Source organism: Streptomyces sp. NPDC003035, from assembly GCF_042888285.1.
Lineage (GTDB): Bacteria > Actinomycetota > Actinomycetes > Streptomycetales > Streptomycetaceae > Streptomyces.
This window is the reverse complement of sequence record NZ_JBIAPJ010000007.1, coordinates 177,842-199,591: the sequence shown is the minus strand read 5'-3', so window position 1 is coordinate 199,591 and position 21,750 is coordinate 177,842. Positions and strand designations below refer to the sequence as shown.

Here is a 21,750-nt window from a genome sequence, read left to right as displayed (position 1 = left end):
CGCACGACCGTCACAGCGCCGCCGCCCAGTCCGCGAGCGCGTCGAAGTCCGGCCGGAGCAGTCCGAGCCGGGGATCGACGTGCACCAACAGGGCGGCGGCGAGGTGGTTCCGCTCCACATACTCGTGGTCGTACGACGTGATGTCGTCGTCCACCCAGGCGAACGGCCGCCCGGCCGCGTACTCCAGGATGTACTGCGTCTTCCAGAAGGTCCCGCGAGGGGCCTTCCCGTGCATCTGGGGCCAGTCGATGAACGGCAGCTCGGGCAGCCCCAGATGCGGCCCTATCCAGTCGTTCGCCTCGCCCTTCCAGGTCGTCGCCCAGACCAGCTCGTACGACTCGGCCAGCGCGAGCAGCTCGCTGCCGTGGTCCGGGTTCAGCCACACCCGCAGCGGCTTCGTGTCGAACCAGCCGTCCGGCCGCTCGGTGAGGCGTTGAATTATCGGATGAGACATTGATGTCTCATCCGGTGTATGGTTGTCTCATGTCAGTCGACCGCACCCATGTGCTCCGTACCGCCGCCGCCGTGCTCGCCCGGAAATCGACCGCCACCATGGACGAGGTCGCCCGGGCCGCCGGCATCGGCCGCGCCACCCTGCACCGGCACTTCGCCGGGCGGGACGCGCTGGTCAGAGCGCTGGAGGCGATGGGTATCGCGGAGTTCGAGGCCGCGCTCGACGCGGCACGGCTCGACGAGGGCCCGGCCGACGACGCCCTGCGGCGCCTCATCGCCGCGTCGGAGCCCTGCGCCCAGCTGCTGGCCTTCCTCGTCACCGAGAACCAGCTCTTCGAGGGCGACCAGGTCAACGAGGGCTGGGCCCGGCTCGACGGAAGGGTCAGCGCCCTCTTCAGGCGCGGCCAGGAGGAAGGCACCTTCCGGATCGACCTGAGCCCCGCCTGGCTCACCGAGGCCCTGTACGGCCTCATCTCCTCCTGCGCCTGGTCCGTCATGGACGGACGGGTCGCGGGCAAGGACTTTCACTACATGATCACCGAGCTGCTGCTCGGTGGCGCACGACGGAGCGTGGAACGATGAGCGGCACCCGGCAACTGGCCCCGACGCAGAGCGTGGAGGTGAAGAACCCAGGCCGCTGGCTCGCGCTCGCGGTGCTGGTCCTGGCCGTCCTGCTGGTCGCGGTCGACGCCACCGTACTCGGTCTCGCGACTCCTTCGCTCAGCGAGGACCTCAAGCCGTCCGGCACACAGCTGCTCTGGATCGGCGACATCTACTCCTTCGTCATCGCCGGCCTGCTCGTCTCCATGGGCTCCCTCGGCGACCGGATCGGTCGCAAGAAGCTGCTCCTGATCGGCGCGACCGCCTTCGGCGCCGTCTCCGTGCTCAACGCGTACGCCACCAGCCCCGAGATGATGATCGTGGCCCGCGCCCTGCTCGGCGTCGCCGGTGCGACGCTGATGCCGTCGACCCTGGCGCTGATCCGGAACATCTTCCACGACCCCAAGGAGCGCAGCCTCGCCATCGGCATCTGGGGCGCCACCGCCTCCGCCGGCGCGGCCATCGGCCCGGTCGTCGGCGGAGCGCTGCTCCAGCACTTCTACTGGGGCTCGGTCTTCCTCATCAACCTGCCCGTCATGGCCGTCCTCGTCCTGGTCGGCATCAAGCTGCTCCCGGAGTCCAAGAACCCGGTGTCCGGCCCCTGGGACCTGATCAGCGTCGGACTCTCACTCGTCGGCATCATCGGCGTCGTCTACGCGATCAAGGAGCTCGCCTCCCACGGTCTGTCCGTGGAGGTCGTGGCCGCCGTCGCCATCGGCGCCGCCGCCCTGTACGCCTTCGTCCGGCGCCAGTACGTGCTGACCGCACCGCTGCTCGACATGCGGCTGTTCAAGCACCGCGGCTTCTCGGGCGCGGTCCTGGCCGACCTGCTCACGGTCTTCGGACTGTCCGGACTGGTCTTCTTCCTCTCCCAGTTCCTGCAGCTCGTCCAGGGCCGTGAGCCGCTGGAGGCCGGTCTGGCCGAACTGCCCGCCGCCGTCGGCGCGGTGGTCACCGGTCTGATCGCGGGCCGGTACGCCCGGCGGTTCTCGGTACGGGGCATCGTGGCCGGCGGTCTCGCCGCGATCGGACTCGCGCTCGCCGTCATCACCCTGGTCCACAGGGAGACCGGCTACCCGCTGCTCGGCGCCGCCCTGCTCGTCGTCGGCCTCGGCGCCGGGTTCTCGTTCACCGTCACCGCCGACGTGATCCTCTCCAGCGTGCCCAAGGAGCAGGCGGGTTCGGCCTCCGCCGTCTCCGAGACCGCGTACGAACTGGGCGCGGCCCTCGGCATCGCGCTCCTCGGCTCGATCGTCACCGGCGTCTACCAGGGCTTCCCGACCCCGGCGGGCGTCCCCTCGGGCGCCGCCGCGGCGGCTCACGAGTCGCTCGGCGGCGCGGTGGAGGCCTCCACGGGCCTCGCCCCCGACGCGTCGACCGCCCTGGTCTCCGCGGCCCAGGACGCCTTCGTCGACGGCCTGAACATCGCGGCGGGCGTCGGTGCGGCGGTCCTCCTCGCGGCGGCCGTGGCGGCCTGGTTCCTCCTGAAGGGCCAGAAGCTCGAGGACGGGCTGGAACACCCGTAACGCGGTGGTGCGGGCCCGACACCACGGGGCCGGGGTCCTCTCGGAGGACCCCGGCCCCGTGGGCTACCCGCTCGGAACGGCTACGCCGCCTTCGCCTTGGTGGCGTACATGTCCACGTACTCCTGGCCGGACAGCCGCATCACCTCGGACATCACCGAGTCCGTCACCGCCCGCAGCACATAGCGGTCCCGGTCCATCCCCTCGTACCGCGAGAACTCCATCGGCTCGCCGAAGCGCACCGTCACCCGGCCCGGCCGCGGCAGACCCGCCCCGCCCGGCTGGATCTTGTCGGTGCCGATCATCGCGAACGGCACCACCGGCGCGCCGGTCATCAGGGTCAGGCGCGCGATGCCGGTACGGCCCCGGTACAGCCGGCCGTCGGGGGAGCGGGTGCCCTCCGGGTAGATGGAGAAGATCTTGCCCTCCTCCAGCACCCGGCGGCCCGTCATCAGCGCCGCGACACCGCCGCGGCCGCCGTCGCGGTCCACCGGGATCATGCCGACGCTGGTGAAGAACCAGGCCATCAGCCGGCCCTTCACGCCCTTGCCCGTGACGTACTCGTCCTTGCCGATGAAGAAGACCGGGCGGTCCGTGCAGATCGGCATGATCATCGAGTCGATGAAGGTGAGGTGGTTGCCCGCGAGGATCACCGGACCTGTCCCCGGGATGTTCTCGGCGCCCTCCACACGGGGGCGGAACATCAGGCGCAGGATCGGTCCGAGCACTGCCTTGATGAGTGCGAGACGGGACAACGGTTCCTCCGGTGTCGGGGGACGGACGGCGTCGGTTGTGTGGGGGAGTGTGCAGGTGAGGACGATACTCGCGGGTCACCGCCGTACGCACATCGGGTTCACCGAGTGGATACGCAGTGTTGACGTGTGTTTCCGCCATGTTCGGCCAGGGTCTGCCCCAGGTAAGGGGTGAGTGCATACGGTCGGGGCAGTTGTTGACAGGTGCGGGACATCACATCGAAGGAGCCTTCATGACACAGGGTGAGCAGCGGAGCCCGGCCCGGCGGACGGTCCTCGGAGCGGCGGGCGCGGCCGTACTGGGAGCCTCGACGGTCCTTCCCGCCGGCACCGCGCGGGCCGCCGACGGAGGCAGGCACCGTCCCGGCTTCCGCTCCCTCCCCGTCCCCACCGTCATCGCCCACCGCGGCGCGAGCGGCTACCGCCCCGAGCACACCCTCGGCTCCTACCAGCTCGCCCTCGACATGGGCGCCCATGTGATCGAGCAGGACCTCGTCCCGACCAAGGACGGGCACCTGGTCTGCCGTCACGAGAACGACATCACCGGCACGACCGATGTCGCCGACCACCCGGAGTTCGCCTCCCGCAGGACCACCAAGTCCGTCGACGGGGTCTCCCTCACCGGCTGGTTCACGGAGGACTTCACCCTCGCCGAGCTCAAGACGCTGCGCGCCAAGGAGCGCATCCCCGGCACCCGCCAGGAGAACACCCTCTACGACGGCCGCTGGCAGATCCCCACCTTCGAGGAGGTGCTGCGCTGGGCCGAGCACGAGGGCCGCCGCCGGGGCCGCGAGATCTGGCTGCACGTCGAGACCAAGCACCCCACCTACTTCCGCTCCCTCGGCCTCGGCCTGGAGGAGCGGCTCGCCACGCTGCTGCGCCGGTACGGGCGTCACCGCGCCGACTCCCCGGTCTTCCTGCAGTCCTTCGAGCCGAGCAGCATGCAGCGGATGGCGAAGCTGGTGAACTCCCCGCGCGTGGTGCTGCTGTGGACCGCGGACGACCGGCCGTGGGACTTCGTCCAGGCGGGTGACCCGCGCACGGTCGCGGATCTCGTCACGCCCGAGGGACTGCGGTGGATCGCCTCGTACGCCCAGGGCATCGGCCCGGTCCTCGACCTGGTCATCCCGCGCGACACGAGCGGCCGTCTGGGGGACCCGACCACCCTGGTCCGCGACGCGCACGCGGAGGGCCTGATCCTCCACCCGTACACCCACCGCAACGAGAACAGCTTCCTGCCGGCCGACTTCCGTCGCGGCACGGACCCGGCGGCGTACGGAGACTCCTTCGGCGTCCTGAAGACCTACCTGGCGACCGGCATCGACGGCATCTTCTCCGACAACCCGGACACGGCCCTCCTCGCGGCGAAGGACTTCAAGACGGGCTGACGCCGGCCCGTTGTGGGGCGCGCGGCGCCGCTCCCCTCCCCGTTGTGGGCATTCGTCCCGCTGCGGCGGGACGGGTGGGCACAACCCACGGGGGCGGCGCCGTTCCAAGTTTGTCCAGCCCGAGGGCCCGGCCAGAAACGGGGCCGCACCCGACCGGGTGGTTTAGGCGCCGCCCAGCAACCGGCCGCACCGTCGCATCGTCGTGCGGGACATGACCCTCCCCGACCCCACGCTCCTCTCCACCCTCGCCCCCCTCCTCGCCGCCGAATCGCAGGCCGAGGCCGCGGCCGCCGGCGTGGAGCCGGACGACCTCGAACAGGCCGTCTGGCTCAAGCTCCTGGAGCGGCTTCAGGACGACGACCCACCCGAGCAGCCCGCCGACTGGCTGCGCCGGGCCGTCCGCGGCGAGGCCCGCCGCGCCCGCCGCACCGCACTGCGCGAGCGCCCCTACCGTGGCGAGGAGGCCACCGAACCGCACACCCCCGAGCGCTCCGCGCTCAGCGCCGAACGACGCCGTACCGTACGCGCCGCCGTCCGCCGCACCCCCGGCCACTGCCCGCGCCTGCTCACCGCGATGCTCGACCCGGCCGACCCCACCTACCGGGAAATCGCAGGGGAGTTGGGTATCTCACAGGGCAGTCTGGGGCCGATGCGTTCCCGTTGCCTGGGATGCCTGCGCAGAATGCTGGCCACAGAGGTTCCCGCACCGACCGTGAGGGGAAGGGTGCGGTAGACCGACCGGTGGACCAGGTGAGCGGGAGGCATGCGCACATGGGCATGAGCGTGACCATCTCAGCGGCAGCCGCGCAGGACGCGGAGCACATACTGAAGCTGCAGTACCTCTGTTACCAGAGCGAGGCCGAGCTCTACGGCGACTACTCCATCGAGCCGCTCACCCAGACCCTGGACGCCCTGCGGGCCGAACTCGCCCAGGGACACTGCCTCGTGGCGCGCCTCGGGAACGAGGTCGTCGCCTCCGTACGGGGGCGGGTCGACGAGACCGGAACCGTACGGATCGCCAAGCTGATCGTCCACCCGCGGATGCGCCGCCACGGCCTCGGCGGCCGGCTCCTCGACGCCATCGAGAGCCACTTCGCCGGTGACCCGGCCCCCGGCGCCAAGCGCTTCCAGCTCTTCACCGGCCACCGCAGCGAGGGCAACCTGCGGCTCTACCGCAGCAAGGGCTACGAGCAGGTGGCGACCCGCGAGATCGGCCCGCGGCTGACCCTCGTGACCCTGGAGAAGGCCGCCTAGACGCTCGCGCGCGAACGGCGGAGCCACCAGATGCCGGTCACCGGCAGCAGGACCGGAATGAAGATGTAGCCGTAGCCGTAGTCCGACCAGACCGTGGCGTCGGGGAACGCGGACGGGTCCGCCAGCGTCCATGTGCCCACGGTCAGCACGCCCACCAGCTCGGCGGCGCAGCACACCAGCGCCGCCCTGCGGGCCGTCTCACCGCCCCTGACCAGGGTGTACGTGATGAACGCGTACACCACGGCCGCCACCGCCGACAGCGCGTACGCGAGCGGCGCCCGGTCGAACTCGGTCGCGATCTGGTAGATCGAGCGCGAGACCGCGCCGACCGACATCACTCCGTACAGCCAGACAAGGAGCATGCCCGGGCCCTTGACCAGACGGGTGGTTCCCTCGGTCGCGGTCATTTCAGCCCACCGTCCAGATGTCGAAGAGACGCACTTCGAGCACCGCGAGCACGACCGCGCCGGCCGCCACCGTCGCCGAGCCCCAGCGGCTCCGCTCCGCGAGCGACATGAAACCGGCCGCCGGGACGGCGCAGAGCGCGCCCAGCAGGTACGCGACGAAGATCGTCGCCCCCTCCTCGGCCTTCTCGCCGCGCGACAGCTGCACGATGCCCACGATCAGCTGGACCAGGGCGAGGAAGGTCACCACGGCCATGCCGATGAAGTGCCAGTCCTTGGTCGGCTGATCGCGGGAGAAGGCGAAGCCGCACCAGGCGGCGAGGGCGAGCGCGGCCACCGAAACCGCGACCGTCAGGGCGTCAAGCATGGGCCCGAGGGTATTACGGGCCAAAAGGCCCGATGCGCTCGCCCCCCGCCCGCCTCGCGGTGGGCGTGCGGTCCGTGGCCTTGGCCACAGCACACACCCGGGCCGAGCCGGCCGCCGATGTCGTCGTGGCCGATCGGGCGGTGGCATCCGCGCAGGCCGCGGACGGGATCGTGGAGTTCGCCGCCGGAGCGTGACGGCCGCGCGCGGTGTCCGGATGATGTCTCGACGGCGTCCGCTATTCGGACACCCCCGATTCGGTCGAACAGGTGCGTGCTTTACTTGCAGCCATGACCACGACGAGCAGCCGCACCCTTGCGACCGAGGCGATCACGACGCCCGGTGCTCGTTGTCTGTGTCGAATGTGCGCCTTCTGAGGGCCCCCGCCTGAGACTCGCGCCCCGAAGCGAGCCCCCGACGGCCGTGCCGATCCGCCCGCCCTTCCGGCGCCGGACCGTGCCTGCCCCGCGCACGCGCTGCCTCCCGGTCACCACCGGACCAGCCCACTTCGCGCCTGACTGTCCGAACGACGAATGCCCCGTGCCCGGCGGACCCCGCGCCGCGCACTCGACAGTGACGGAAACCCCTGTGATCACCACTTCGGGCCTGACCAAGGTCTACGAGTCGCGCGGCCGCCAGGTCACCGCTCTGGACGGCGTCGACCTCCACGTCCGCGAGGGCGAGGTGTTCGGCGTGATCGGCCAGAGCGGCGCCGGCAAGTCCTCGCTCATCCGATGCGTCAACCTCCTGGAGCGCCCCACCTCCGGCACCGTGACCGTCGACGGCGTCGACCTCACCGCGCTGGCGGCGAACGGCCGCCGCGCCGGCAAGGACCTGCGCCGCGCCCGCAGCAGCATCGGCATGGTCTTCCAGCACTTCAACCTGCTGTCCTCCCGCACCGTCAAGGACAACATCGAGCTGCCGCTCGAGATCCTCGGCGTCTCCGGCGCCGAGCGTTCGCGCCGCGCCCTGGAACTCCTCGACCTCGTCGGCCTCGCCGACAAGGCCAAGTCCTACCCCGGCCAGCTCTCCGGCGGACAGAAGCAGCGCGTCGGCATCGCCCGCGCCCTCGCCGGCAAGCCCAAGGTGCTGCTCTCCGACGAGGCCACCAGCGCCCTCGACCCGGAGACCACCCGCTCCATCCTCCAGCTGCTGCGCGACCTCAACCAGCAGCTCGGCCTCACCGTCCTGCTCATCACGCACGAGATGGACGTCGTCAAGACGATCTGCGACTCGGCCGCGCTGATGCGGAAGGGCCGGATCGTCGAGTCCGGCACCGTGAGCGAACTGCTCGCCACCCCCGGCTCCGAGCTGGCGGCCGAGCTCTTCCCCGTCAGCGGCGCCGCCACCGGCCCCGACCGCACGGTCGTCGACGTCACCTTCCACGGCGAGGCCGCCACCCAGCCGGTGATCTCCCAGCTCTCCCGTACGTACAACATCGACATCTCGATCCTCGGCGCGGCGATGGACACCGTCGGCGGCAAGCAGATCGGCCGGATGCGGATCGAGCTGCCCGGACGGTACGAGGAGAACGTCGTGCCCGTCGGCTTCCTGCGCGAGCAGGGCCTCCAGGTCGACGTCGTCGACGAGGACACGGCGCCCGAGGCGGCGCCCGTACTGGTCAAGGAAGGTGCCAAGTGACCTGGTCGGAGATGCAGCCCCTGCTGGAGCAGGGAACGGTCGACACGCTCTACATGGTCCTGTGGGCCACGCTCGTCACCGTCCTCGGCGGTCTGCCGCTCGGCATCCTCCTCGTCCTCACGGACAAGGGCGGACTGCTGCAGAACACCGTGGTCAACAAGGTCGTCGGCGTGATCGTGAACATCGGCCGCTCGCTGCCGTTCATCATCCTGCTGATCGCCCTCATCCCCTTCACGACCTTCGTCGTCGGCACCTTCATCGGTCCGACCGCCATGATCGTGCCGCTCGCCATCGGCGCCATCCCCTTCTTCGCGCGCCTCGTCGAGACGGCGGTCCGCGAGGTCGACCACGGACTGGTCGAAGCCGTCCAGTCCATGGGCGGCTCCGTGCCCACGATCATCCGCAAGGTGCTGCTGCCGCAGGCGCTGCCCTCGCTGGTCTCCGGCGTCACCACCACCGTCATCGTGCTCGTCGGCTACTCCGCGATGGCCGGCGCGGTCGGCGGCGAAGGCCTCGGCTCCAAGGCGATCACGTACGGATACCAGCGCTTCGACACCCAGTTCATGCTGGTCACCGTCGTCGTCCTGATCGCCCTCGTCACCGTCGTCCAGCTCATCGGCGACCTGGCCGTCCGGCTCCTCGCCCGCCGCGGCCGGACCGCGTAACCCCACAGACTTCGCTCGTCGAAGAAGAGCCCGGACTTGTTGTCCAGGCGTCCACCGCACCACCAGAAAGAGGCACTCTTCGTGCGTAAGAACATCAAGCTCACCGCCGGCTTCGCCGCCACCACCGCGCTCGCCCTCGGCCTCACCGCCTGCGGCACGGCCTCGGACCCGTCCTCCGCGAAGGACACGGCGGGCTCCGCCGACAAGCCGCTCGTCGTCGCCGCGTCCCCGACGCCGCACGCCGACATCCTGAACTACGTCAAGGACAACCTCGCCGCGAAGGAGGGCCTGAAGCTGGAGGTGAAGGAGTTCACGGACTACGTCCTGCCGAACACCGCCACCGAGTCCGGCCAGGTCGACGCCAACTTCTTCCAGCACAAGCCGTACCTCGACGACTTCAACCTGAAGAACAAGACCCACATCGTCCCGGTGGTCAACGTCCACCTGGAGCCCCTCGGCCTCTACTCCAAGAAGGTCAAGGACCTCAAGGACATCAAGGCCGGCCGGACCATCGCCGTTCCCAACGACACCACCAACGGCGGCCGCGCGCTCAAGCTGCTCGCCGACAACGGGATCATCACCCTCAAGGACGGCGTCGGCTCCAACGGCAAGCTCTCCGACATCACCGACAAGAAGGGCCTGGAGTTCAAGGAGCTGGAGGCCGCAACCGTGCCCCGCGCCCTGAACGACGTGGACGCCGCGGTCGTGAACGGCAACTACGCCATCGAGGCCAAGCTCAACCCGGCCACCGACTCCCTGGCCCTGGAGAAGGCGGAGGGCAACCCCTACGCCAACTTCCTCGCCGTCAAGGAGGGCAACGAGAAGGACGCCCGCGTGCAGAAGCTCGTGAAGCTCCTCAACTCGCCCGAGGTGAAGAAGTACATCGAGGACACCTACAAGAACGGTTCGGTCGTCCCGGCCTTCGGCGCCGTCGCCAAGTAAGGCCCGTCGTACAGTTCTTGTGACGAAGGCCCCCGCATCCCGTCCGGTGCGCGGGGCCTTCGTCGCGCCCGCCCCCGTCTGACGCCACATCGGACCCGGCCATGCACACGGGCCGCAGCATGCTGCATGCTGTGCGTTCACGGTCGATTCGGACGGTCCTCGGCATGGAGCTGCGCATGACTACCACCTTTCCGGACATCTCCATCAACACGGACCGGTTGGTGCTGCGCCCGTACGACGACGCCGACATCCCCGCCTTCACGGAGATGATGAACGACGAGCTCATCACGGCCTGGACCTCGATCCCGCACCCCTACACCCGGTCCGACGCCGAGGAGTGGGTGCGCAGGATCGCTCCTGCTGAGCGCACCGAAGGCCGTGGCATCGTCTTCGCCGTCACCGAGTTCCTCACCCAGCGCCTCGTGGGCACCGTCCACCTCAGAAACACCGACTGGCGCACGTTGGCCACCGAGGTGGGTTACGTGACCGCCCCCTGGGCCCGCGGCGAGGGCTACGCCACCGAATCCGTGCTGGCCGTCGCCCAGTGGCTCTTCCGCGACCGCGGGTTCGAGCGCCTGGAGCTGCGTACCGCCGCCGACAACACCGCCTCCCAGCAGGTCGCCCAGAAGATCGGCTGCATCAGCGAGGGAGTCCTGCGCAACGCGTGGATAGCGCGGACCCAGACGGAGTCCGGCGACTGGACCGACATCCGCACCGACCTCATCGTCTGGAGCCTCCTCCCCGAGGACCTCGAAGGCGTCACGGACCAGATGGCGGAGGCCGGCTACTCCTCCTTCACCGACTGGAGCTGAGCCCGCAACCGAACCCGGGTACCCTCGACAAACCCCCCGACCTGCGACAAGACCTCAGGAGACAGACGACGATGGCCGATCGGGTCACGGTGATCGGCTGGGACGGCTCGCCCCTCACCGCGGCGGCCCGGTCCGCGCTCTCGGCCGCCACGCTCGTGGCCGGAGCCGCACACCACCTCGCACTCCCCGAGGTCCCGCCCGCCGCCGAGCGCATCCGCCTCGGCAGCGTCGACCTCGCCGCCCGCAGGGTCGCCGGCCACCGCGGCACCGCCGTCGTCCTCGCCGACGGTGACCCCGGCTTCTTCGGCGTCGTCCGCACCCTGCGCGCCCCCGAGCACGGCCTCGAGGTCGAGGTCGTCCCCGCCGTCTCCTCCGTCGCCGCCGCCTTCGCCCGGGCCGGCATGCCCTGGGACGACGCCCGGATAGTCGTCGCCCACCAGCGCACCCTGCGGCGCGCCGTCAACGTCTGCCGCGCCCACCCCAAGGTCGCCGTCCTCACCTCGCCCGGCGCCGGGCCCGCCGAACTCGCCCTCCTCCTCGACGGGGTGCACCGGACCTTCGTCATCTGCGAGGAACTCGGCACCGACCGCGAACAGGTCACCGTCCTCACCTCCGACAAGGCCGCCGACCACGCCTGGCGCGACCCGAACGTCGTGATCGTCATCGGTGGATCCGCCGGCGGACGGGGCGGCGGCTGGCTGATGGGCCACGAGACCCCGGCCGTACGAGGGTGGGCGCTGCCCCTCGAAGAGCCCGGCGGCAGCGGCCAGGACCCCACCCTGTGCGCGGCCCAGCTCGCCCGGCTCGGCCCCCGCGTCGGCGACCTCGTCTGGGACATCGGCTGCGGCGGCGGCGCGTTCTCCGTCGAGGCCGCCCGCTTCGGCGCCGCCGTCATCGCCGTCGACGCCGACCCGGACGCCCGCGCCCGCGCCGAGGCCGCCGCCCGCCGCCACGGAGTCCAGCTGCAGGCCGTCCAGGGCCGAGCCCCCCACGTACTGGAACGGCTTCCCGAACCCGATGTCGTACGGATCGGGGGCGGCGGCGTCCCCGTCGTCACCGCCTGCACCGACCGCAGGCCCGAACGGATCGTCACCCACGCCTCCACCCGCGACGAGGCGGAGGCCCTCGGTGCGGCGCTCGCCGACGGCGGCTACACCGTCGAATGCGCGCTGCTGCAGACCGTCGGCCTGGACCCCGGCGACTGGTCGGAACGCGAGCGATCGGTCGTCTTCCTGCTCTCCGCGCGCAGGGTCGACCGCGCCCCGTGAGCAGGCGTCCCCGAGCGGCCAGGTAGGCTGGCCGATCGTTGTACCGCACCCGGACCACGGCGGCTTTTCCCCTCGCTTCGCTGGGGGACCCCAGCCAATGTCCGGAAGTGGTGGCCTCTTTGGGCCCCTGATGTGGTACGGAGCGATGGGGGGACGCGCGACGTGGCGCAGTCCACAGCGCACCGTGGCGGATCTCCCTGCCACGATGGCCGAAGACCGCGACAATGTGTGGGTGTCCGCGCGTCGTTCGTGCCGCGCGGCGCACACGCTCGTTGTTGTCGACGGGCGAAGGTCTGAAGGAGCAGAAGCGATGGGCGAGGGGTACGCATGACGGACACCGGCCAGGTCCCGGGCGAGGGGCTGCCGGAGAACGCAGGCATGGTCGAGCAGCCGGGCATCCCCGCTCCGGGCGCGTACACCTTCCTGGACCCCTCCGAGAGCGCAGCCGAGGACGACGACCTGCTTCTGATGCCGGGCGCGCAGGGCGCGTGGAGCGAGCACCAGCCGGGTGCGGTGCCGCAGCCCGTCGCCGTACCCGCGCCCGGGACGATGCCGGGGCAGCAGCCCCAGGGCGCCCCGCTCACCGACCCGCTGGCGGGCCCGATCGCCGACGCCCTCGCCGCGCAGACGCCCATGGCGCCGGTTCCGCCGGTCGCGCACGAGCCCTACTCCACCCCCGCCCACGGCGTGCCGACGGCCCCGGCCCCGGCCCCGCAGGAGTCGGTCGTCACCGACCACGGGTACGAGCCCGGGATCCTGGACACCGGCGCCCACGAGGCGGCCGGCCGTGACTCCGGCTCGGTGGACCTCAGCGCGGTACGCGTACCGCCGCCGGCGGCCGCTCCGACCCCGCCGCCCGCCCGCCGTCCGCTGCACATGGGCCCGCCCGTGCCGGAGGCCGGCGGGGGAGTCGTCCGCTCGCTCGCCGACCGTGGCGCACAGGCGCCCGCACCCGCGCAGGTGCCCGCCCCGGTGCCGGCCGCCGTCACGACGCCCGCCCCGATGCCGGCGCGCTTGCAGGGCCCGCCGACGACCGGCCCCGAATACCTCGACATCCCGCGTGAGCAGCCGGCCGCACCGGCCGCCCCGCAGTACGCCGAGGTCCCGCCGCAGGGCGCCGTGCCGTGGGACCCGCAGCCGCAGGGGCCCGTGGCGGCGCCCGCGCAGCAGGCGGCACCCGCAGAAACGGTCGGCCAGTTCGTCCAGGTCGAGGGCACGGTCCCGACCACCCCGCACCTGGCGCCGACGCCGGCGGCCGAGGCCGTCGAGGAGCCGGTTCCGGCACCGGAGCCCGTGAGCGAACCCGCGCAGGCGCCGATGCAGGCGGAGGTCGTCGAGCCGGTCGAGCCCGTGGAGCCCGTGGAGCCCGTCGTCGCGGAGCCCGCGGCCGAGGTTCCGGCGGAGGTTTCGGCCGAGGCCCCGGTGGAGGAAGCTCCCGCGGCCGTCCCGGCCCCGCGCGACGGCGGTCCGTCCGCCGCCCTGCCCGTACCGCCCGCCGAGACCGAGGTCGAGCCCGAGGCCGTTGCCGAGGCTGGGCCGGAGCCGGTCCAGGAGGCCGTGGCCGAGGCCGTCGTCGAGCCGGCGGTCGAGCCCGTCGCCGAGGAGGCACCGGAGTCCGAGGCGGAGCCGGTCGCCGAGACGCCTGCCCCCGAACAGCCCGCCGTGGCCGAGCCCGTCGTGGAGCCCGTCGCCGTGGAGGCCGTCGTCGAGGCCGCCCCCGAGCAGGAGCAGCCCGAACCGCCGGCCGAGGTCGAGCCTGAGGTCCAGGCGCAGGCCGAGCCCGAGGCCGAGGTCGAAGCCCCGGAGCAGCCGGCGGCCGAAGAGCCCGCGACGGAAGAGCCCGCCGCCGAAGCGCCGGTGGCGGAGGAGCCGGTGGCCGAGGACACCGCCCACGAGGCCCCGGAAGCCCAGGAGGCCCCGGAAGCCCACGAGACCCAGGAAGCCCAGGAGGTCCAGGAGGTCCAGGAGGCGCCGGAGCAGGAGACCGTCGGCGCCCCCGCGCCCGGGTACGGCGAGGCCGAGCGCGAGGCCGTGCTGCGCGTGATGCGCGAGCGCCGCGACATCCGTAACGGCTTCCGGTCCGACCCCATCCCGCACGAGGTGCTGCTCCGCGTCCTGGAGGCCGCCCACACGGCCCCGAGCGTCGGCCACTCCCAGCCCTGGGACTTCGTCGTCATCCGCTCCGCCGAGACCCGTCGGAGCATGCACGAACTCGCCCAGCGTCAGCGCGAGGCCTACGCCCAGTCGCTGCCCAAGGCCCGGGCGAAGCAGTTCAAGGAACTGAAGATCGAGGCCATCCTCGACACCCCGGTCAACATCGTCGTCACCGCCGACCCCACGCGGGGCGGCCGGCACACCCTGGGCCGCTATACGCAGCCGCAGATGGCGCCGTACTCCTCCGCGCTCGCCGTCGAGAACCTGTGGCTCGCCGCCCGCGCCGAAGGGCTCGGCGTCGGCTGGGTCAGCTTCTTCGACGAGCGCGAGATGGTCCGCGCGCTCGGCCTCCCCGAGCACCTGGAGGTCGTCGCGTACCTGTGCGTCGGGTACGTCGACGAGTTCCCCGAGGAGCCCGAACTGATGCAGGCGGGCTGGTCCAAGCGCCGCCCGCTGTCCTGGGTCGTCCACGAGGAGACGTACGGCCGCCGCGCCCTGCCGGGCGAGGAGCCGCACGACCTGCTGCAGGACACCGTCTCCAACATCCGCCCGCTGGACGCCAAGGCGCTCGGCGAGGCGTGGGAGCGGCAGAAGCGCATGACGAAGCCCGCCGGGGCGCTCGGCATGCTGGAGATCATCTCGGCGCAGCTCTCCGGGCTCTCCCGGATGTGCCCGCCGCCGATCCCGGAGCCCGCGGCCGTCGCGATCTTCGCCGGTGACCACGGGGTGCACGCCCAGGGCGTCACCGCCTGGCCGCAGGAGGTGACCGGCCAGATGGTCGCGAACTTCCTCGGCGGAGGAGCGGTCTGCAACGCCTTCGCGAACCAGGTCGGCGCCGAGGTCTGCGTCATCGACGTCGGCGTCGCCTCCGACCTGCCGACCACGCCGGGCCTTCTGCCCCGCAAGGTCCGCCCCGGTACGGGCGACTTCACGACCGGTCTCGCGATGACCCGCGACGAGGTCCTCGCCGCGATCGAGGTCGGCATCGAGACTGCCCGGGACCTGGTGGCAGCCGGCAACAAGGCGCTGCTGACCGGTGAGATGGGCATCGCGAACACGACCGCGTCCGCCGCGCTGATCTCCGTCTACACCGGGGTCGACCCGGTCGAGGTCACCGGCCGCGGCACCGGCATCAACGACGAGATGCACGCGCGGAAGGTGGACGTGGTCCGCCGCGCCCTCGACCTCCACCAGCCGGACCCGGCGGACCCGATCGGTGTCCTCTCGGCCATCGGCGGCCTGGAGCACGCGGCGCTCGTCGGCCTGATCCTGGGCGCGGCCTCGCTGCGCACCCCGGTCATCCTGGACGGCGTCTCGACGGGCGCGGCGGCACTGGTGGCCCGGGCGATCGCGCCCGAGTCCCTGGCCGCCTGCATCGCGGGCCACCGCAGCGCGGAGCCCGGCCACGTCGCGGCCCTCAACAAGCTGGGCCTGCGCCCCCTGGTCGACCTCGACCTCCGCCTCGGCGAGGGCACGGGCGCGCTCCTGGCCCTCCCGGTCGTCCAGAGCGCGGCCCGCGCGATGCACGAGGTGGCGACGTTCGACTCGGCGGGCGTGACGGAGAAGTAGTCTCCTGGGGCCGGGGCCCAACGCCCCGGCCCCGGTGCGTCGGCACGTTCCTTCGCACCCGGGGCCGGAGGCCCGCACCGAGGGGCCCCAGGGCCAGGTAGGGACATGCGTCACAGGCCGCCCACCCCCGGTCACCGATATCGTGGGCACCGGGGCCGTACACCCCGCCCCACCAGCCGCTTCAGCGCCGACGCGGCCTCCCGCACACGCCCCGCCCCTCCGAGGAGCCGCACACCCATGGCCGAGCACGCCGCGCACCCCGCCTACCCCGTAGGACTCCGCCTCTCCGGCCGCCGCGTCGTCGTCTTCGGCGGTGGCCAGGTCGCCCAGCGCCGCCTCCCCGCCCTGATCGCCGCCGGCGCCGACATCACCCTCGTCTCCCCGTCCGCGACCCCGTCCGTCGAGGCGATGGCCGAGGCCGGCGAGATCACCTGGGTCAGGCGCCGTTACGAGGACGGGGACATCGCCGACGCCTGGTACGCGCTCGTCGCCACCAGCGATCCCGTCGCCAACGCCGCCGCCTCCGCCGAGGCCGAGCGGACGAAGACCTGGTGCGTGCGCTCCGACGACGCCGACGCGGCCACCGCCTGGACCCCGGCCACCGGCCGCAGCGAGGGCGTGACCGTCGCCGTGCTCACCGGGCACGACCCGCGCCGCTCCGCCGCCGTCCGCGACGCGATCGTCGAGGGCCTGCGGGACGGTTCGATCGCGGCCCCGCAGCACCGCTCCCGTACCCCCTTCGTCGCGCTGGTGGGCGGCGGCCCCGGCGACCCCGACCTGATCACCGTCCGCGGCCGCCGGCTGCTCGCCGAGGCCGACGTGGTCATCGCCGACCGCCTCGGCCCCCGCGACCTGCTCGACGAACTGCCCCCGCACGTCGAGGTGATCGACGCGGCGAAGATCCCGTACGGCCGCTTCATGGCCCAGGAGGCCATCAACAACGCGCTGATCGAGCACGCCAGGGCCGGCAAGTCGGTCGTACGGCTCAAGGGCGGCGACCCCTTCGTCTTCGGCCGCGGCATGGAGGAGGCCCAGGCCCTGGCGGCGGAGGGCATCGCCTGCACGGTCGTCCCCGGCATCTCCAGCTCGATCTCGGTCCCCGGCGCGGCCGGTATCCCCGTCACCCATCGCGGAGTGGCCCATGAGTTCACCGTGGTCAGCGGCCATGTCGCCCCCGACGACCCGCGTTCGCTGGTCGACTGGGCGTCCCTGGCCAAGCTCACCGGCACGCTCGTGATCCTGATGGGCGTCGACAAGATCGGGAAGATCGCCGAGGCGCTGATCGCCCACGGCAAGGACCCCGAGACCCCGCTCGCCCTCGTCCAGGAAGGCACCACGGCCGCCCAGCGCCGCGTGGACGCCACGCTGGAGACGGTCGCGGAGACGGTCAGGGCGCAGGAGGTCCGCCCGCCGGCCGTCATCGTCATCGGCGAGGTCGTCGGCGAGGGCCCCGAGAAGCTCGTGAAGTAACCAGGGGTAACCGAACCCCTGTCGCACACATTGGCACCGCACCCCGGACAAGGCAGTATCACCTCGTGGCCGAACTCATCACCATCGACGACCCCGACGACCCGCGTCTGCGTGACTACACGGGGCTGACCGACGTCGAGCTGCGCCGCAGGCGCGAGCCCGCGGAGGGCCTGTTCATCGCCGAGGGCGAGAAGGTCATCCGCCGGGCCCGCCAGGCCGGGTACGAGATGCGGTCGATGCTGCTGTCCGCCAAGTGGGTCGACGTCATGCGCGACGTCATCGACGAGGTTCCGGCGCCCGTGTACGCGGTGCAGCCGGAGCTCGCCGAGCGCGTCACCGGCTACCACGTGCACCGTGGCGCCCTCGCCTCCATGCAGCGCAAGCCGCTGCCGAGCGCCGAGGAACTCCTCCGTACCGCCCGCAGGGTCGCCGTCATGGAGTCGGTCAACGACCACACCAACATCGGTGCCATCTTCCGCAGCGCCGCCGCCCTCGGAATGGATGCGGTGCTGCTCTCCCCGGACTGCGCCGACCCGCTGTACCGCCGGTCGGTGAAGGTCTCCATGGGCGCGGTCTTCTCCGTCCCGTACGCCCGCCTGGACACCTGGCCGCGCGGCCTGGAAGCGGTACGGGAGGCGGGCTTCAAGCTGCTCGCCCTCACCCCCGACGAGAAGGCGTCCCCGATCGACGTGGCGGCCCCGCACAAGCTGGAGCGGGCGGCGCTGATGCTCGGCGCGGAGGGCGACGGCCTGTCCACGCAGGCGCTGCGCGCCGCGGACGAATGGGTCCGCATCCCGATGGCCCACGGAGTCGACTCGCTCAACGTCGGCGCCGCGGCCGCCGTGGCCTTCTACGCGGTGGCGAGCGGCCGCCCGCAGGACTGAGCGCCGCTCGCGAGACTAACCCTGCAGAGCCTGCGCCGCCGCGATCCCCAGGGCGACGACAAGCGTCACCACCACGAAGACGAACAAACGCTGACGCAGCAGCCGCGGATTCGCGGGGCGGCGGCCGGTCGAGGTGATGCGGGCGCCGGGCCGGGACGGCACGGGCCGCCCGTTGGGCCGGGACTGCGGGGCGGGCCGCCCGCCCGTACGCGAGGCTGCGGGCCGGGCGGCCGGCGCCTGCGCCCGCCCCTGCGTGGTGCGCTCGGTGTACCGCTCCGTCGGCCGGCTGCCCGTCGGCTCCTCCGTACGATCCCGCTGCACCGGCGGCCGGGCGGCGGGCAGCCCCTGCGCCTCGCGGGCCGCGATCTCCTTGAGCCGCATGGAGAGCTGCAGCGTGCTGGGACGGTCCTCGGGGTCCTTCGCCAGACAGGCCCGGACGAGCGGCGCCAGCGCGTCCGGTACGCCGTTCAGCTGCGGCTCCTCGTGCACCACCCGGTACAGCATGACCTCCGAACTGCCATGCCCGAAGGGGGAGTCGGCCATCGCCGCGTACGCGAGGGTGGCACCGAGCGAGAACACGTCCGTGGCCGGGGTGACGGCCGCGCCCCGCACCTGCTCGGGCGCGAGGAAGCCGGGGGAGCCGACGGCCGTGCCCACATGGGTGAGGGTGCTGGCGCCGGTGGCCCAGGCGATGCCGAAATCGATGATCCGCGGCCCCTTGGGGGACAGCAGGATGTTCGAGGGCTTGAGGTCCCGGTGCACGACACCGGCCTCGTGGACGGCGACCAGGCCCTCCGAGAGCGCCGCCCCGATCGCGGCCACGTCGGCGGCCCGCAGCGGACCCTCCTCGGCGACGCGGTCGTGCAGCGAGGGGCCGGGCACGTACTGGGTGGCGAACCACGGGCGGTCGGCCTCCAGGTCGGCCGCGACCAGCCGGGCCGTGCAGCCGCCCCGGATCCGGCGGGCCGCGGAGACCTCGCGCGCGAAGCGCGACCGGAACTCCTGGTCCTCGGCCAGATCGGGCCGGATCACCTTCAGCGCCACGCGCTGCCCCCGCCGGTCGGACCCCAGGTACACGACCCCCATCCCACCGGCCCCGAGCCGGCGGTGGAGCCGGAACGACCCGACGATCCGCGGGTCCTCGCGCCGGAGCCGCATCATCGCCATGTCCGTCCCCTCGTCCGTTCGACGTGGCACAGCTTACGTATTGGCGCCCCGGTGTGCTCATAGGCCGCGCCCTCGCCGGAGGATCGATTGTCAGTGCTGAGGGGGACACTTGAGGGGTGGTCAGGGCGACGGCGTCGACGGCCGTCCGGGCCGCGGGATTTCCCAATGTCCGGTCACAGAAGGGGGATTGGCTCGATGAAGGGCGATCGCGTGGAGATAGTCGTGGATGCCGGGGACACGACACGGACGTACGAAGTGGTGGCAAGCCGGGCGGGCCGGAGGGTGGAGACGGCGGTACGGCGAGGGGTGGTGGAAGTGAGCGAAGTCACGCGGACCGGGGTGGTCGTCCGGACGGCCCGTTTCATGGCCAGCCGGGTGCTCGCGCTGGTCGAGCAGCCGGTACCCCTCCGGGAAGACCCTCAGTCCTAGGGCGGGCTCTCCACCCAGGGGAGTACGCCGCGGGGGCACTCGTCATCCTCCGGGAGGCCCGGAGATCGGTACGCGGGCATGACGTCCGGGCGGCATCCGGTCCCTAGTGTTGAAGTCAAGCGGCGGGTGCAGCACTCGTCCCCCGAGGTCAGACACCCGCCGCTGCCAACACGAACAGGAGAGGACTCATGGCGTTCACGGCATCGCGGATGAACACCCGCCCTTCGGGCCGCCGCCACCCGCTGGTGGCGACCGCCATGGTCCTCCCTCTCGCGACCCTGCTGGTCGTCGTCTTCGGCGGCTGGGACGCAGTGGTCACACAGGCGTCGTCCGTGGGCGTGATGCTGGGGCGCTGAGCGGCGCCCCGGACCTGGGAGAGCGGCCCGGGTCGGGGACATCCGGCCAACAACCCCGTGGGGACGGGGGTGCGGCGGACGGCAGCGTGCGGCCGGTCAGCTGGGGAGCTGACCGGCCCTCGCGCTTTCCCCGCCCATCCGCAGCTCCCGAAGCGGACGCCCTCCGAGCCCGCTCCACTCCCGCTCCCCGGGGCCTGCACCCCCAGTCGGCGGGCGCGGACTGCCTGGTTCTCCTGCGGCGCGGAGCAGCGCCTGCGGGTCGGGGCGCAGCCCCCGGGAAGGAACTCCCGTTTCCACCCGCCCCCGGCAGGCTTTCGGGGAGGGGGTGGGGGGACTCCTCCCACCCCCACGCACCGCCGCGTACGCTCCCCGCGTGGAGCACGCCCAACTCGAACAGCTCAGCGCCCTCGCCCGGGACGCCGCCCATCGGGCCGACGCCGCCTGTCCGTGTGCCTCGCACACCAGGCTCGTCCTCGCCGACCGCGACGACGGCACCGTCGTCCGCCACGGCGCCGTCGTCGTCAAGGCGCACGCCCCCGGCACCGATCCCGCCGAGCACGCGGCCCGCATCGCGGTCGCCGCCCTCGACGCGCTCGACGGGATTCTGCTCCCGCCTCACGACCAGCCCGCCCCCACCCTCGCCACCCGCCCTCTCACCGCCTGGCCCTACGGCACTCCCGTCGACCCGGCCGACCCCGACGCCGCCCCCTGGGAGGACGCGGCCCGGCTCCTCGCCCGGCTTCATCGGACCCCTCCGCCCCCCAGGCTCCCGCTCCCGCCCATGCGCGCGCCCGCCAAGGCCGCCCTCGCCGTACGGCGGATGCGGCGGGCGGGCGCACCCCGCCCCGCCGTCGAGGCCGTGCTGCGCGCCTGGCACACCCTTCCGGACGAGCCGCCCGCGCCCGCCCACATCCTCCTCTGCCACGGCGACTTCCACCTCGGCCAGCTCGTCCGCGATCCCCGCACACCCGACGGCCCCTGGCTGCTCATCGACGTGGACGACCTCGGCCTCGGCGACCCCGCCTGGGACCTCGCCCGTCCAGCCGCCTGGTTCGCCGCCGGCATCCTGCCCCCGGACATCTGGTCGCGGTTCCTCGACGCCTATCTGGCGGCCGGCGGCCCCGCCGTCGCCGCCCAGGACCCCTGGGACCGACTCGACCTCCCGGCCCGCGCCCTGACCGTCCAGACCGCGGCGCTCGCCCTCGCCAAGTCCACGGCCGAGGAGCGCCCCCTCGACGAGGTCGAGCAGGTGATGATCGACACCTGTGCCCGAATAGGTTCGCTCCGAACCGAGTTGCCCCCGCCCGCGTCCTCATAAGCTGAGAGCACCATTCGAACGGCAGGGAGTTGAGCCGAACATGCAGTGTCCCAAGTGCCACGCGGCCATGCACACGTACAACCGGAACGGTGTCCAGATCGAGCAGTGCAGCGGTTGCCGCGGGATATTCCTGGACTACGGCGAGCTGGAGGCCCTGACCCGGCTCGAGTCCCAGTGGGTGCAGCAGGCCCCGCCGGCTCCCGCCCCGCCGGCCTACCCGGCGCAGCCCGCCCCCGCCGCCCCCGCCTGGGGCGCCCCGCACCACGGTGGCCACCACCAGGGCGGTCACTACCGTCAGCGCGGTTTCGGCCGGATGCTCTTCTCCTCCTGAGCGGGG

General features: G+C 72.4%; 22 protein-coding genes. 17 read left to right on the top strand and 5 right to left on the bottom strand.

Annotation, left to right across the window (positions count from 1 at the left end; genetic code table 11):
- Positions 1-10: 10 nt before the first annotated feature.
- Complete coding sequence (locus ACFYV5_RS23405) at positions 11-454, bottom strand: hypothetical protein (RefSeq protein ID WP_389171435.1); 444 nt, start codon at positions 452-454, stop codon at positions 11-13.
- A 29-nt stretch (positions 455-483) separates the two neighbouring features.
- On the opposite strand from ACFYV5_RS23405, the gene ACFYV5_RS23400 reads away from it, so the two are divergent.
- Together ACFYV5_RS23400 and ACFYV5_RS23395 are read left to right on the top strand one after the other, a co-directional pair.
- On the top strand, positions 484-1,035 hold the full coding sequence (locus tag ACFYV5_RS23400) for a helix-turn-helix domain-containing protein (RefSeq protein ID WP_355111865.1): 552 nt from the start codon (positions 484-486) through the stop codon (positions 1,033-1,035).
- Positions 1,032-2,579 carry an MFS transporter gene (locus ACFYV5_RS23395; RefSeq protein WP_389171432.1) on the top strand — a complete coding sequence of 516 codons (1,548 nt, stop codon included), beginning with the start codon at positions 1,032-1,034 and terminating at the stop codon, positions 2,577-2,579. Before ACFYV5_RS23400 ends, ACFYV5_RS23395 begins: the two co-directional genes overlap by 4 nt.
- 80 nt (positions 2,580-2,659) lie before the next feature.
- On the opposite strand, the gene ACFYV5_RS23390 is transcribed toward ACFYV5_RS23395, so the two are convergent.
- On the bottom strand, positions 2,660-3,331 hold the full coding sequence (locus tag ACFYV5_RS23390; protein ID WP_158985569.1) for a 1-acyl-sn-glycerol-3-phosphate acyltransferase: 672 nt from the start codon (positions 3,329-3,331) through the stop codon (positions 2,660-2,662).
- 230 nt (positions 3,332-3,561) lie between these two features.
- Between ACFYV5_RS23390 and ACFYV5_RS23385 the strand changes: the two genes are divergently transcribed.
- From ACFYV5_RS23385 to ACFYV5_RS23375, 3 genes are all read left to right on the top strand, one after another.
- Entirely contained in the window at positions 3,562-4,716 is a 1,155-nt protein-coding gene (locus ACFYV5_RS23385) for a glycerophosphodiester phosphodiesterase (RefSeq protein ID WP_389171428.1), read from the top strand.
- A gap of 211 nt (positions 4,717-4,927) precedes the next feature.
- On the top strand, positions 4,928-5,449 hold the full coding sequence (locus ACFYV5_RS23380; protein WP_355111859.1) for a sigma-70 family RNA polymerase sigma factor: 522 nt from the start codon (positions 4,928-4,930) through the stop codon (positions 5,447-5,449).
- A gap of 38 nt (positions 5,450-5,487) precedes the next feature.
- Complete coding sequence (locus tag ACFYV5_RS23375) at positions 5,488-5,970, top strand: GNAT family N-acetyltransferase (protein ID WP_355111857.1); 483 nt, start codon at positions 5,488-5,490, stop codon at positions 5,968-5,970.
- Here the strand turns inward: ACFYV5_RS23375 and ACFYV5_RS23370 are convergent.
- Both ACFYV5_RS23370 and ACFYV5_RS23365 read right to left on the bottom strand, forming a co-directional pair.
- Entirely contained in the window at positions 5,967-6,377 is a 411-nt protein-coding gene (locus tag ACFYV5_RS23370) for a hypothetical protein (protein ID WP_355111855.1), read from the bottom strand. The genes ACFYV5_RS23375 and ACFYV5_RS23370 overlap by 4 nt on opposite strands.
- 1 nt (position 6,378) lies before the next feature.
- A complete protein-coding gene (locus tag ACFYV5_RS23365; protein ID WP_389171423.1) occupies positions 6,379-6,741 on the bottom strand; it encodes a hypothetical protein in 363 nt (120 codons plus the stop codon).
- Between the two features lie 585 nt (positions 6,742-7,326).
- Here ACFYV5_RS23365 and ACFYV5_RS23360 point away from each other — a divergent pair.
- The 8 genes from ACFYV5_RS23360 to ACFYV5_RS23325 all read left to right on the top strand — a co-directional run bounded on the left by ACFYV5_RS23360 (position 7,327) and on the right by ACFYV5_RS23325 (position 18,143).
- Positions 7,327-8,379 (top strand): ATP-binding cassette domain-containing protein, encoded by a 1,053-nt coding sequence (locus tag ACFYV5_RS23360; protein ID WP_355111849.1) that lies wholly within the window; start codon positions 7,327-7,329, stop codon positions 8,377-8,379.
- A complete protein-coding gene (locus ACFYV5_RS23355) occupies positions 8,376-9,044 on the top strand; it encodes a methionine ABC transporter permease (RefSeq protein ID WP_355111847.1) in 669 nt (222 codons plus the stop codon). Before ACFYV5_RS23360 ends, ACFYV5_RS23355 begins: the two co-directional genes overlap by 4 nt.
- A gap of 81 nt (positions 9,045-9,125) precedes the next feature.
- Complete coding sequence (locus ACFYV5_RS23350) at positions 9,126-9,986, top strand: MetQ/NlpA family ABC transporter substrate-binding protein (protein WP_389171418.1); 861 nt, start codon at positions 9,126-9,128, stop codon at positions 9,984-9,986.
- Between the two features lie 176 nt (positions 9,987-10,162).
- A complete protein-coding gene (locus ACFYV5_RS23345) occupies positions 10,163-10,798 on the top strand; it encodes a GNAT family N-acetyltransferase (protein ID WP_355111843.1) in 636 nt (211 codons plus the stop codon).
- 71 nt (positions 10,799-10,869) lie between these two features.
- Positions 10,870-12,066 carry a precorrin-6y C5,15-methyltransferase (decarboxylating) subunit CbiE gene (gene cbiE / locus ACFYV5_RS23340; protein ID WP_389171414.1) on the top strand — a complete coding sequence of 399 codons (1,197 nt, stop codon included), beginning with the start codon at positions 10,870-10,872 and terminating at the stop codon, positions 12,064-12,066.
- Positions 12,067-12,393: 327 nt separating this feature from the next.
- A complete protein-coding gene (gene cobT, locus ACFYV5_RS23335) occupies positions 12,394-15,789 on the top strand; it encodes a nicotinate-nucleotide--dimethylbenzimidazole phosphoribosyltransferase (RefSeq protein ID WP_389171411.1) in 3,396 nt (1,131 codons plus the stop codon).
- 237 nt (positions 15,790-16,026) lie between these two features.
- The gene (cobA, locus tag ACFYV5_RS23330) at positions 16,027-17,259 is read left to right on the top strand and encodes a uroporphyrinogen-III C-methyltransferase (RefSeq protein WP_355111837.1); all 1,233 of its coding nucleotides are present in this window, start codon (positions 16,027-16,029) and stop codon (positions 17,257-17,259) included.
- A 65-nt stretch (positions 17,260-17,324) separates the two neighbouring features.
- On the top strand, positions 17,325-18,143 hold the full coding sequence (locus tag ACFYV5_RS23325) for a TrmH family RNA methyltransferase (RefSeq protein ID WP_389171408.1): 819 nt from the start codon (positions 17,325-17,327) through the stop codon (positions 18,141-18,143).
- Between the two features lie 15 nt (positions 18,144-18,158).
- Here ACFYV5_RS23325 and ACFYV5_RS23320 read toward each other — a convergent pair whose 3' ends face one another.
- Complete coding sequence (locus tag ACFYV5_RS23320) at positions 18,159-19,310, bottom strand: serine/threonine-protein kinase (RefSeq protein ID WP_389171405.1); 1,152 nt, start codon at positions 19,308-19,310, stop codon at positions 18,159-18,161.
- Positions 19,311-19,505: 195 nt separating this feature from the next.
- Between ACFYV5_RS23320 and ACFYV5_RS23315 the strand changes: the two genes are divergently transcribed.
- From ACFYV5_RS23315 to ACFYV5_RS23300, 4 genes are all read left to right on the top strand, one after another.
- Positions 19,506-19,739: a hypothetical protein gene (locus tag ACFYV5_RS23315; RefSeq protein WP_137990476.1), complete on the top strand. Its 234-nt coding sequence runs from the start codon at positions 19,506-19,508 to the stop codon at positions 19,737-19,739.
- 188 nt (positions 19,740-19,927) lie between these two features.
- On the top strand, positions 19,928-20,095 hold the full coding sequence (locus ACFYV5_RS23310) for a hypothetical protein (protein WP_189600160.1): 168 nt from the start codon (positions 19,928-19,930) through the stop codon (positions 20,093-20,095).
- Between the two features lie 373 nt (positions 20,096-20,468).
- Positions 20,469-21,413 (top strand): phosphotransferase family protein, encoded by a 945-nt coding sequence (locus ACFYV5_RS23305; RefSeq protein WP_389171401.1) that lies wholly within the window; start codon positions 20,469-20,471, stop codon positions 21,411-21,413.
- Between the two features lie 40 nt (positions 21,414-21,453).
- A complete protein-coding gene (locus ACFYV5_RS23300) occupies positions 21,454-21,744 on the top strand; it encodes a zf-TFIIB domain-containing protein (protein ID WP_158985536.1) in 291 nt (96 codons plus the stop codon).
- The last annotated feature ends 6 nt before the right edge of the window (positions 21,745-21,750 follow it).

Excerpts from the sequence above, each read along its gene's own strand:
- ACFYV5_RS23385 (WP_389171428.1), top strand. The coding sequence starts at position 3,562 with ATGACACAGGGTGAGCAGCGGAGCCCGGCCCGGCGGACGGTCCTCGGA.
- ACFYV5_RS23405 (WP_389171435.1), bottom strand. The coding sequence starts at position 454 with ATGTCTCATCCGATAATTCAACGCCTCACCGAGCGGCCGGACGGCTGG.
- ACFYV5_RS23310 (WP_189600160.1), top strand. The coding sequence starts at position 19,928 with ATGGCGTTCACGGCATCGCGGATGAACACCCGCCCTTCGGGCCGCCGC.
- ACFYV5_RS23380 (WP_355111859.1), top strand. The coding sequence starts at position 4,928 with ATGACCCTCCCCGACCCCACGCTCCTCTCCACCCTCGCCCCCCTCCTC.
- ACFYV5_RS23400 (WP_355111865.1), top strand. The coding sequence starts at position 484 with ATGTCAGTCGACCGCACCCATGTGCTCCGTACCGCCGCCGCCGTGCTC.
- cobA (WP_355111837.1), top strand. The coding sequence starts at position 16,027 with ATGGCCGAGCACGCCGCGCACCCCGCCTACCCCGTAGGACTCCGCCTC.
- ACFYV5_RS23320 (WP_389171405.1), bottom strand. The coding sequence starts at position 19,310 with ATGGCGATGATGCGGCTCCGGCGCGAGGACCCGCGGATCGTCGGGTCG.
- ACFYV5_RS23395 (WP_389171432.1), top strand. The coding sequence starts at position 1,032 with ATGAGCGGCACCCGGCAACTGGCCCCGACGCAGAGCGTGGAGGTGAAG.
- cobT (WP_389171411.1), top strand. The coding sequence starts at position 12,394 with ATGACGGACACCGGCCAGGTCCCGGGCGAGGGGCTGCCGGAGAACGCA.
- cbiE (WP_389171414.1), top strand. The coding sequence starts at position 10,870 with ATGGCCGATCGGGTCACGGTGATCGGCTGGGACGGCTCGCCCCTCACC.
- ACFYV5_RS23300 (WP_158985536.1), top strand. The coding sequence starts at position 21,454 with ATGCAGTGTCCCAAGTGCCACGCGGCCATGCACACGTACAACCGGAAC.
- ACFYV5_RS23375 (WP_355111857.1), top strand. The coding sequence starts at position 5,488 with ATGGGCATGAGCGTGACCATCTCAGCGGCAGCCGCGCAGGACGCGGAG.
- ACFYV5_RS23345 (WP_355111843.1), top strand. The coding sequence starts at position 10,163 with ATGACTACCACCTTTCCGGACATCTCCATCAACACGGACCGGTTGGTG.
- ACFYV5_RS23370 (WP_355111855.1), bottom strand. The coding sequence starts at position 6,377 with ATGACCGCGACCGAGGGAACCACCCGTCTGGTCAAGGGCCCGGGCATG.
- ACFYV5_RS23315 (WP_137990476.1), top strand. The coding sequence starts at position 19,506 with ATGAAGGGCGATCGCGTGGAGATAGTCGTGGATGCCGGGGACACGACA.
- ACFYV5_RS23365 (WP_389171423.1), bottom strand. The coding sequence starts at position 6,741 with ATGCTTGACGCCCTGACGGTCGCGGTTTCGGTGGCCGCGCTCGCCCTC.